Source organism: Paenibacillus sp. cl6col, from assembly GCF_900102125.1.
Classification (GTDB): domain Bacteria; phylum Bacillota; class Bacilli; order Paenibacillales; family Paenibacillaceae; genus Paenibacillus_B; species Paenibacillus_B suaedae.
The window spans coordinates 1-9,866 of sequence record NZ_FNAZ01000002.1 but is presented as its reverse complement, the minus strand read 5'-3'; the positions used below and the strand labels follow the sequence as shown (position 1 = coordinate 9,866).

Sequence of the window (9,866 nt, the reverse complement as noted above, 5' to 3'; positions counted from 1 at the left end):
TAGCTTGATTTCAATACATCTCATGTTACTGTTCAACTTGCGTTAATCCTCGTTGCTTCCTCGCGTGTCTGAAATTTCAATACATCTCATGTTACTGTTCAACCTAGTAAAATCAGGTTTTTCATTACTTTCACAATGTCAATTTTACTACAGCCACGCGGTTTTCGCTATTTGTTTCCCAACCGGGAGTGCATAATTCTTTCAACGAGTCAAAAATCGATCTAATCCCTTGCTGCACAAAGGATCGAACAATTTTATGTACGAAAGAGGTTGGGAAAATTAGAGCAGTAAAGACTCAGAGTTGTTCAATCTAACCCCAATAATCTCTTCATCAAACACATAGTCACCAGTCATTTTGAAAATTGCTACAAAATCAGATTCTTTATCAATTGCCTTCTTCAATTCACCTCGCAATTTCAATAAATTCGCAGGTGTAATTGCTCCACGAAACACTGATTTTTGAAAATGCACTAAATATTTTTTGCATAATTTAAAAACGCGTCCTACACGCTTTTCTCCGATATCGTAAACTAAAATAACATAGTTATAATTCTTTCCCATGCTCACTCATCTCCGTTCTTTAAGAAGAAAAGGCATAAACGGTGTTTCTTCAACAATGTGTTTTTTTAATTTATACGCATCATACTTAATAGCGGTTAAATAGCTTATCTTTCTTTTTAATGTTCCATGATCGAATACTTGCTCCATCCGCTCCTCTAACGCTGTTATAAAAACATCTCGCCCCGCATCATTAAGAAGGCAATAATTATACTTTTTCTCAAAATGCTTTCCTACTTGAATTCTGCGATTATTTACAAGTTCAAAAATCGTTCGATATACTAGTAACGGCTTAAAAGGTTCTGATAAATCAAGACTTAAAGAGAACCGCCTGTCACTTGGTTCATGTAAAAAGCTAATGCTCTGATCGAGATGAGTATGATAGATTTGAGTTATCGTTTTCGTATACAATATCATATTCCCAAAGCTGATCATGGCATTTAAAGGATTATCTGGCGGTCGCTTAACCCGCTTATTCATTTTAAATTCCTCAGGTAGAAATGTCTTGAAAGTATCATAAAATCGGCGCCACACCTCACCTTCCACACTAAGAAGACGGGGAATATCATTAATTTTGTCCAACAGGAGAGGGACATCTTGCTTTAACCAATCCAAATAAGGCTTGATCTCCTTATTCCCATGTTTGTAATAATGATAGAGCACTTCGTGAATATTAAGCGCAATCGCTAAAACAAAAGCTTTGGCAATTGGCATCCTTCGTTCCAGACAAGCCTTGGCCTGTAAAAGCTTCACTTTCCCGCTAACCCTCGCTTCTTTCGGATAAAAGGTGCCTCTAAAGTGACCATAATAATCAAAGAAGTGAACGGTTATTCCTGCAGCTGATAAAAATGAAAACAGCTTACTGTTCAGCGATATTTCATTTAACAAATAGAGTTCCTTAATTCCGTGAATCGGCAAATGAATAATTCCTTTCTCATTGCGAAAGGTTAAAGAGTTATCCTCTCTTCCCAGTGTCCCTGGAGTTCGAATATACCTTGTTGAAGAAGCAGACTTGTTTCTAGACATGTATTCCCCTCCCATCTTTTAAAGAAAACAGTAGGCGTAATAAGCACAACGTTTGCATTTCTTATCTTCAACAGCCTTATCCGGCCGTTCTTGATGAATATATGTCTCTAACTCTTTCAGCATTATTACTAGTTCTTCCTCCGTCTTCGCATCGAGCTCTAGTTCAATCGTCCTGCTCGTTCCTTTATTCCGTTCGACAAACTGAAGCATTCCTTTGCGCTCTATCCCTTTTTGCTTTAGAACATACATATAATAAAGCGTCTGCCATTTCGTAGCCTCAACATCAGCATCAGATTTCTTTATTTCTGTCACATAACGATCCGTAAGCTTGTCTACCTTAATGCCTTCAATTGCTACTTCCCGATTTTGTTTGCCTTCGCTTTGCAACTCATGCATAACCTTTCCGATACGCACATCTTCGCTGTCATCTTCCAATTTCACACCATTTGCGAATAGCCAGCATTGTCTGCGGCAGTGAATATAATAATTCACCATTGTTCCTGTTATTTTCAAAGCAGAGGCCCCCTCTCATTCTGCTCATAAGCGAACCGATTGAACTTCATGGCCCTTGTCTGCTCATTCCAATCCATATATTCCTCTCCATTCGGAACATAATACAGCGATCCGATTCGCTCCGTATATATGCGCGGAGTTTCTCCATTCACAACACGATACGTGTAAGTAAAATAGTTCATCTGCTGCCTTACAATAGATAATCTGACCATTCGCTCAGAGTAATCCATCTGTCGATCGCTAACTAGACGAACATAGTCTCTCCATACGCTTTCACCGCATAATTCACCCTCTTCTGAATCCAAATTATAGTTAAGAAATAAAGAAACGTTCTTATCGGGTATAAGCTCCATATGTCGTTGTATTGCCGGGAAGTTCAGACACTGCACGTCATTGATGAAATAATTCCAATTGTTCTGATCCGCTCGCTGACGAGACTCCAGAATTCGCCTCATATTCAACTGATAGAACTCTTGAAAGTTCTTATGACGCAGCATTTGTTGATAGTTTGCATGATAGAGATCATACTCTGTACGCCAATCACTGCGATAGATCATATTCGCCTTGTCCATATCGAAGAAAAAGGCATGGCAATCCGCTCGATTACAAGAGCGATTTATACGCCCAAGAAATTGTTCTTCGCTGTCTAGCATTGAAATATCTTTGAAGCCGATATCCATATCAATGTCCACACCCGCTTCAATCACTTGGGTAGCTATTACAATTACCTCTTGTGTGAGGAAGTTACCATTCTCGTCTTTTCCTAACAGCTTCAACAGCTCATTGCGATAATAGTGGCTATCGTCACCTGTTAATTCATAGACAGACATGCCTACATGTTGACGAATCATATCATAGAAAATGCGTGCTGAGTTCTTACTAATAAACTCGATCAAGATGCGGTTGCTTTTTCCCCGCTGCTTACGTTCCTGAAATATCTCAACAACATGATCCAGCAGGAACTCCATATCGATTCTTCCTTCTGCTAAATATTCGAAATGAAGCTGTACCCGATCACGAAAGAGCGGATGAGTAAAGTATTTTTCACTGCTATGTACCAAGGAATACGTCTCTGCACACTTGTCCTCAGCTGTTCGTTCCAACAAATAATCCAATTGCGGCAATGTGGCAGACATAATAATGATCTTCATGTTCAAAATCTCTGCAAAAGACCTCAGAAAGTGAATGATTTCCTTCCACAATACGTTCCGATAGCTCTGTATTTCATCTAGAACAATGACACTGTTGCACAGATAGGCAAATGCCAAATTCGACTCTCTTCCCGTTCCAAATAAATAACTGAACAGATTAACGTGTGAGGTTAAAGTCACTGGGTATTGAAGCAACTGACGCTGTAGAAGAATCGATTTATAATCAAAGTCTGGTTTGCGTTTATTCTCATCTTTTCCCTCTACCGCTTCCTGCTCGGAGACGGTAACCATAGGTGTAATCGAGTTAATAACTTCGATTTTGTACTGATTAGACGCTATTGGAGCAAACACATCATCCAAGGTTTTCTTGGTTTGTTCGATGAGCGAATTGAAAGGAAACACATAAATTAGTTTATTAAGACCTACATTGCTATTAAGCAATTGTAAGGCAAGATTAATCGACATATTGGTCTTTCCCGATCCGGTAGGGGCTTCAAGATAAAAGATGTGTTCGTTGATATTGTTCAGCAATCGTTTATCCGTTTCCAGAAACAGCATAGCGCGCAAACGGTTCATCTCGCTTAATTCCGAAGTTTCTGGATTTTGCTGATAACGCATGATTCCTTTGTATATTTCGCCCCACTGATAGGCATCAATGACTGGCTGAAGGGGAACCGCTTTCCCGAAATACTGCAACTCAACCGTTTTTTGCTCTGCATAATGATAAGCAGCCCGAAAATCTGACGATACCAAAATGGAATACAGGAGCTTGATAAGGTTGTACATTGGAAATGGCGGATGCATGTCAGTAAATCGTTCATTTCTGGCCGCCATAATATCTTGAAATAAAGCTTCGTCCTGCAATAAGGAATCTTTCTGCCGATAGTAGAACACATAATCAGGGTTCTCTCGAACCAGTTCATGCATGCGCTGAATATCTTTTTCAAATACAGTTAATTGATCGCCAGCAGGTTCCTCCAAATCACCTAAATAGGTATGATGACGGGAAATTGCATAAGCAAATACATATAGAACATGACGCAAAAAAGCGAATATCTTCTTGTTACGGCGCTTGCCTGAAGATAATTCGCCTGATTGTTCCATGATTCGTAATTCAGACAAATATATATGTAGATACAATACCGAAGATAACAAGGAATGGTGACTGTTTCCCAGCTTGCCACGCTGTCCTACCACTCCGTTCTTCATCTTCTTCCACTGAAACGCGGGATTTACCTTTCCAAGGTCGTGAAGATAGATCGCCTGTTCAAAATATCTCCGAACGATGTTCCTTACAGATTCACTCAATTCTTCTCCGTCAATTTTTAGAAGCTTAATTGCCCGTTCCACAGCTTCGCCTGCTCCATTATTGGTCATTAGCAACTCTGCATACTGCATAACGAGATCACTATGCTCCTCAAGTGTCTCTGCTGCGCGTGAACTCTCATCATTTGGACGATGTGCATGCAGTTTTCCTCTCGCTTCATCTGTTAGCCACTTCGCGATGTGCATATCCGTCGGCATTTCAATACCTCCTTCGTACAAAGAACAGCTGAAAAGGATTCGAAACCACCCTTTCCAGCTGCGCTTAATGTGATGCTCTATTATAGAAAATACAATGTTTGATCACCATCTGCGCATAGTCTGCTCCAATCGGATTCCCTCAAGGTATCCGGATCAATCTCTTGATTGGTATACACCAACGGTTGCGTGACATATCCATTATTGTCTGCATTCAAGCCTACAGGCATATGTTCCTGAAAGTAACTCTGCAGCCCTCTATTTTTAATAGTGCCACGAGCATCACATCCAATGTGGGCTGCCCGTAAAGAATCTATATAATACGGGGCCTCATCCAACTGTTCCAATTCGATTAAGCATGGCTTCGAGATAGTGGCGGGGTGATCATTTTTTCCTAAGTACGGCATGAACTCCGCTTTGGAGTTCAATATATAATCAGCTAGTTTTTCAAATACCTGATCTGATAACCCCTTACAGTCTGCTATATAGACCGTCCAATGCGGACGCTCAATCCATTGCTCCCGTACATTCAATACTCCGCCCGCTTCTTGACTTGCGTAACCTACTGTATTGTTGAAGATTTGAATTTTCTTAGGGAAATATCCCCGATCCCCATGAGGAACAATACTGATTCTAATATCCCGAAGCACCTCATAAAATTCCGGAAAAATTGCAATCTCGCTTCCATCCGCCTTGGAACCTGTAGACCTCATCCTATTGCGCTCATGCTGTCGAGCGTATCCGCTAAGACCGATAATTGCGCCAAGCAATCCACATAATGCAACCTTATGAATGTGACTATATGTAAAATAAGCATGAACGTTGACATCTGGCTTCTTGAAAAAAGCAGTTTCACCACTAAGCTCGAATCGGAGTGCTCTCATCGTTGTCCCTCCTATCGCTGACCAGCCATCTCCTGTTTCTCCCGGGCAATCGCTTTACGTGTAAAGATATTAAAGTAACTCGCCCGAGGATATGCTAGTTCGACATCCGCCGCATAAGGATTTACATACACTTCTACGCACTCTATGCAATCATCTGCATCGGATAATAGAGATTCAATAGCTGTTAAATCGTAAATGGTTTGTTCTTTATTTTTTCTAACAGAAACATATGGATCAAGATTCGGCATATAAGCTGGGACGTCTGCTTTGAATTCAATAAATAAGGCAAAAGCATTCTCCGCCCCCGACTTGCTGTTCGTATTCTGCATTGTTGCTCCGATCAATGCTCCTTGCTTGAAGGCTTCGTACGCTTCTTCTGTGTATCCTTCGAATTCTTCCATGCCCGGATGATCCATATAATGATCATAATGCTTCGGATTCACGGAAAATGGATAAATGTAATGCGCCTCATCTACTGTCGTCTTTTTACCGATTGAAGTAGCATCCTTCTCAGCACTTTTTTCATTCGAATTGCGGAACGGGGATAGAATGTCCTGTACTTCAACAGCAGCTTTGCCCCATTTATTGAAGCCTTGTCCAATCTGTACGGCACCTGCAAGGCCAATATTTTGTTCTTTTACTGCAAACGTAGCGCCAAAGTTCATGACATCTATGCACTGAAATAACCGATTCAGCACTTCCGATGAACTTGAGGACACTTTCTCTCCAAATAATTCTTCATAGCGTTCATCAAGTGAGCGAGGCTGCAATTTATCTGCCTCTTTTCCCTTTCCAGTCGCCATCTTGTAGGAACGAATATACAGCACTTTGCGGCCTTCTTCTTCCCAATATCGCTTAATGCTATATTTCAGAGCTTTGTCACTGCCGAATATTTGTCCGCTGCTAATCGTCTTCGGATGACCTGAAAAATCCGCATTCCAATTCGCCATTCTGCTTACAATTCCAATCAATCCTACGACCCGGTTATTCTTCTTCGCCATTGCGATCTTCCTCCTCAGTACCTAAATTAATCTTCGGAATTGCTAGATTTCTCGCTTTTCTCATAGAACCAGTTATCTGCGAACAAGCCAGCCATAAACATTTCCATGCCGTCTTCATCCATATCAGCATCCGGTACATAACCAAACACACTCGAAAATGCCCGATTGAACTTCACATGTTGAAGTCTAATCTTGTGCTTATGCAGAATATAGGCTTCTTGTAAGCGAACTTTCATCTGCTCACTGCGTTTCGCCATAAGGAACGGCCCTAATAAGTCACCTGTCTTCTGCTGCGCCTCTGATTGACTTTTCAAGTAATAGGCAAGTTGTCCCACTAGGAAATAATATTCGTTATCATCGCTACAGATACAACCACTATTACCAGATTCCAGCTTCGTCTTTAACGAATTCATCACTTCTGCAATACGGTCTGACACTGTCATTCCTCCTTCATACCGTTCTAAATAAGATATTAACGACAGTCTAAGGTTCATTGCATCCGCAAGCCAGCGCAAGTCAAGCGAATACCCATTGTTCTGTCCGGCAGGTTCCACATACATCAGTTGCTCCTGAATGAGCCGCAATGTAGTGCGTGCAAAAAGCGGACGAATTGTGATCTCCGTCCCTTTATACAACCAGTCATGAAAAGCTTGTCTACTCTGCATGAACAGCGCTGCCATAACAGAGGTAAACTCCTTGTTTTTCGGTTTAGGTTCAGCACGCACAAACTGTTCATTCATGCGTCCCCTGAAAAATTTGCGACTAATTTCTCGCTGCAGCTGCTCGACATTTTCGATACGGGGATACTCTTTTCTCATTTTCTCTTTCCCCATCGTAATCTCTAATACATTGTTAAATCTGATTTCTACTGATACTTCCGTAGGGAAAGGAACGTTCTCATAATCTAGAACTTCATTCTCTTTCCCGTCTATATAGACGTGATAAGCGCCTTCAGGCTTAGTAGTGGAAGATAACGTGAAGTCCTTTTCGTAAGAAAGCTTGTTCATAATATTCTTTGGTTTTGACAGAAGCCATTCCGATGCGTGCTTAATTAAAATAGCGTCCTGCAGGGATACACGGATGGGAACCTGTACACGCATACTTTTATGTTCAAGATATGGCTTTTTGCTATTCATGCTGACATTGAAGCTCGGCAATCCAACTAATTGCCCATCAACCAATTGATTATAATCGTTGCTGTTATATATTTTCGGAATGGTATAAAGGAGGTGCTCTAGTCTATACATTTGCTCACATTGTTGTGATTCTAAGGTGTGGTCAGCTTGCGTAGGAATGAAGAATAGTTTTATGTAATTTCTAAATTCAATTGATTTAATAAACTCCGTCAATTGATGTAAATTGTTTGCATACCATGCAGCAACTCTAGCAACTCGTTCGCTTCGTTCGTCACTGATGAGATATTCCAAAGCTGATGCGTATTCTGTATTGCTGAACAAGTCATCAAGTGTTAGCGTGTCGGCACCTTTTTGTAGCTTCTTCGGGAGTAGACTGTTCCACTTCTGCTGAATCTCATATGGCTTCGTCATATCCAGAAACCGATTCACATGATCCTGCATGGTAGATGTGCTGCCCTGCTTCTCTCCCAAGAACACCTCACGCTTGGCATACAGTGCAAATGGATTATTGCTATGGATTTGCTTGCCCGGATCTACTGCTTTGTTCATCGTAATAAGTGAACTATAGTAATCCCTTGTGGTGAACCAATTATATAATTGCTGTTGATTCGGTGCAGCATCTTCCTTCGCTTGGATGAGCATATGGTTCTCGTCGAATTGGGCAGCTTGCTGTTCCCAGCTCTGATCAAGCCGCAATCGGATATATAAGCCTTCCTTCGGCCGATGACAATCAAAAACGACGTTTTGAAATTTCCCCTTAGCCAGCATATAACTATCTGATATGTCGTGCAGCATGTCTATTCCCTCCTTTCGCTATTAGGTCAGGCCCTTGGCAAGACAGAAACCAGCCCCTAGAATGGATCCTTTCTCTGCCGCCCCCGATCCAAGAACGACATGCGCCAGTCGCTGCGACCAAGCATCCTCACGAATAAACAACCGGAACTTGTTGCCTAGCAGCTTGCGGCCTTTGTAGCAAAAAGCAATTGGCTTGCTATTCAATAATTGGATTCCTTCGGCAAAATAATAATCAAGCCGTACCGGCTCATCCGGGAACAAGCTGTTGGCCTTCTTTTCTGCGTTAGAGTGCACCTGCTTCAACAATAGTTCGATATCCCCACCTGGTACCCAAGGCTTATTATCAATGGTTACAATTGCAGGAGTCACTGTCGTAAGTTCGGTTATATGTGATAATCTTTTACTATTCACACTCGATACGGCGAGAAGTTCGAGATAATCATCTCCACTCTCTATTTGCAGTGCAGCGGAGATACGTCTTAACGTCTGCTCAATTGAGCTCCGTATTTCTATGACATATACTTTGCCCTTCTTGTAGATTCCATCAGCCTCTCTCGGATACGGCGCTCCATACACATAATGCTTGTATGCGGTTTCATAATGTGAATGTTTCAACATAGGATCGTGCAGGCTGGCCCGTCCAATCCAAGCACTTATGCGCTCAGGCCATTCTATATAATGTCCCGATTGCTTCAGCATGACCGTTACCTTCATTTCATAGTACATATCGTTCCCCTCTCCTAAGTAGAATGAATATAATTTCCTATTGCAGACTAAGTATTGAAACGATATAGTAAAGCAAATAGAACGAGAGTAATCAAATAATTCATCATTTAACTGTAGCGTGTGATGCATTGAAATTTTTGACTTTACATTATTTTCTAAAATCAACAGTAACACATGGTGTGATTTTCCTATAACTATAGTACCACTATTTACAGCGGCTAGGAAGAATCATTTTGTTTTTATATAAGACTTTAAAACTAATATCCTTCAAAAGCAGAAAACTGTTTAATAGAGAATGCGCTACAGTATAGGTGGCGCTTTTATTAATTTTGTACTTCTAATGTTACTGTTCAACCAAACGTTTGTTGGTTACTCCGGAGTTCATTCCGCCAATACATCTAATGTTACTGTTCAACTGGGGATGGTGAACAGAATGAATGAGCGGCTAACAGAATTTCAATACATCTAATGTTACTGTTCAACCATGGATCTTAATATCATAAAAAGCTACATGCGCGTATTTCAATACATCTAATGTTACTGTTCAACGTTTCA

8 protein-coding genes and 1 CRISPR repeat array are annotated in these 9,866 nt (G+C 41.0%); all 8 genes read right to left on the bottom strand.

Annotated features, from left to right (window positions below):
* Window positions 1-279: 279 nt before the first annotated feature.
* Window positions 280-561 carry a CRISPR-associated endonuclease Cas2 gene (gene cas2 / locus BLS15_RS04160; RefSeq protein ID WP_090510148.1) on the bottom strand — a complete coding sequence of 94 codons (282 nt, stop codon included), beginning with the start codon at window positions 559-561 and terminating at the stop codon, window positions 280-282.
* Window positions 562-567: 6 nt separating this feature from the next.
* Window positions 568-1,584: a type I-B CRISPR-associated endonuclease Cas1b gene (cas1b, locus tag BLS15_RS04155; protein ID WP_090510144.1), complete on the bottom strand. Its 1,017-nt coding sequence runs from the start codon at window positions 1,582-1,584 to the stop codon at window positions 568-570.
* An 18-nt stretch (window positions 1,585-1,602) separates the two neighbouring features.
* Window positions 1,603-2,097 (bottom strand): CRISPR-associated protein Cas4, encoded by a 495-nt coding sequence (locus BLS15_RS04150; RefSeq protein ID WP_090510139.1) that lies wholly within the window; start codon window positions 2,095-2,097, stop codon window positions 1,603-1,605.
* Complete coding sequence (locus tag BLS15_RS04145; RefSeq protein ID WP_090510134.1) at window positions 2,094-4,772, bottom strand: CRISPR-associated helicase/endonuclease Cas3; 2,679 nt, start codon at window positions 4,770-4,772, stop codon at window positions 2,094-2,096. Before BLS15_RS04145 ends, BLS15_RS04150 begins: the two co-directional genes overlap by 4 nt.
* A gap of 80 nt (window positions 4,773-4,852) precedes the next feature.
* Entirely contained in the window at window positions 4,853-5,653 is an 801-nt protein-coding gene (gene cas5b / locus BLS15_RS04140) for a type I-B CRISPR-associated protein Cas5b (protein ID WP_090510130.1), read from the bottom strand.
* A gap of 11 nt (window positions 5,654-5,664) precedes the next feature.
* Window positions 5,665-6,654, bottom strand: coding sequence for a type I CRISPR-associated protein Cas7 (locus BLS15_RS04135; protein WP_090510126.1), 990 nt, complete (start codon window positions 6,652-6,654; stop codon window positions 5,665-5,667).
* A 26-nt stretch (window positions 6,655-6,680) separates the two neighbouring features.
* Window positions 6,681-8,585 carry a hypothetical protein gene (locus BLS15_RS04130; protein WP_090510122.1) on the bottom strand — a complete coding sequence of 635 codons (1,905 nt, stop codon included), beginning with the start codon at window positions 8,583-8,585 and terminating at the stop codon, window positions 6,681-6,683.
* Between the two features lie 21 nt (window positions 8,586-8,606).
* Complete coding sequence (locus BLS15_RS04125) at window positions 8,607-9,311, bottom strand: CRISPR-associated protein Cas6 (protein WP_090510117.1); 705 nt, start codon at window positions 9,309-9,311, stop codon at window positions 8,607-8,609.
* Window positions 9,312-9,638: 327 nt separating this feature from the next.
* A CRISPR array of direct repeats spans window positions 9,639-9,860; the repeat unit is 28 nt; unit sequence TTCAATACATCTAATGTTACTGTTCAAC.
* Window positions 9,861-9,866 lie beyond the last annotated feature (6 nt).

Bases quoted from the DNA above. Each gene is read 5' to 3' on its own strand.
- cas2 (WP_090510148.1), bottom strand. From the start codon at position 561: ATGGGAAAGAATTATAACTATGTTATTTTAGTTTACGATATCGGAGAA.
- cas1b (WP_090510144.1), bottom strand. From the start codon at position 1,584: ATGTCTAGAAACAAGTCTGCTTCTTCAACAAGGTATATTCGAACTCCA.
- BLS15_RS04145 (WP_090510134.1), bottom strand. From the start codon at position 4,772: ATGCCGACGGATATGCACATCGCGAAGTGGCTAACAGATGAAGCGAGA.
- cas5b (WP_090510130.1), bottom strand. From the start codon at position 5,653: ATGAGAGCACTCCGATTCGAGCTTAGTGGTGAAACTGCTTTTTTCAAG.
- BLS15_RS04135 (WP_090510126.1), bottom strand. From the start codon at position 6,654: ATGGCGAAGAAGAATAACCGGGTCGTAGGATTGATTGGAATTGTAAGC.
- BLS15_RS04130 (WP_090510122.1), bottom strand. From the start codon at position 8,585: ATGCTGCACGACATATCAGATAGTTATATGCTGGCTAAGGGGAAATTT.
- BLS15_RS04125 (WP_090510117.1), bottom strand. From the start codon at position 9,311: ATGTACTATGAAATGAAGGTAACGGTCATGCTGAAGCAATCGGGACAT.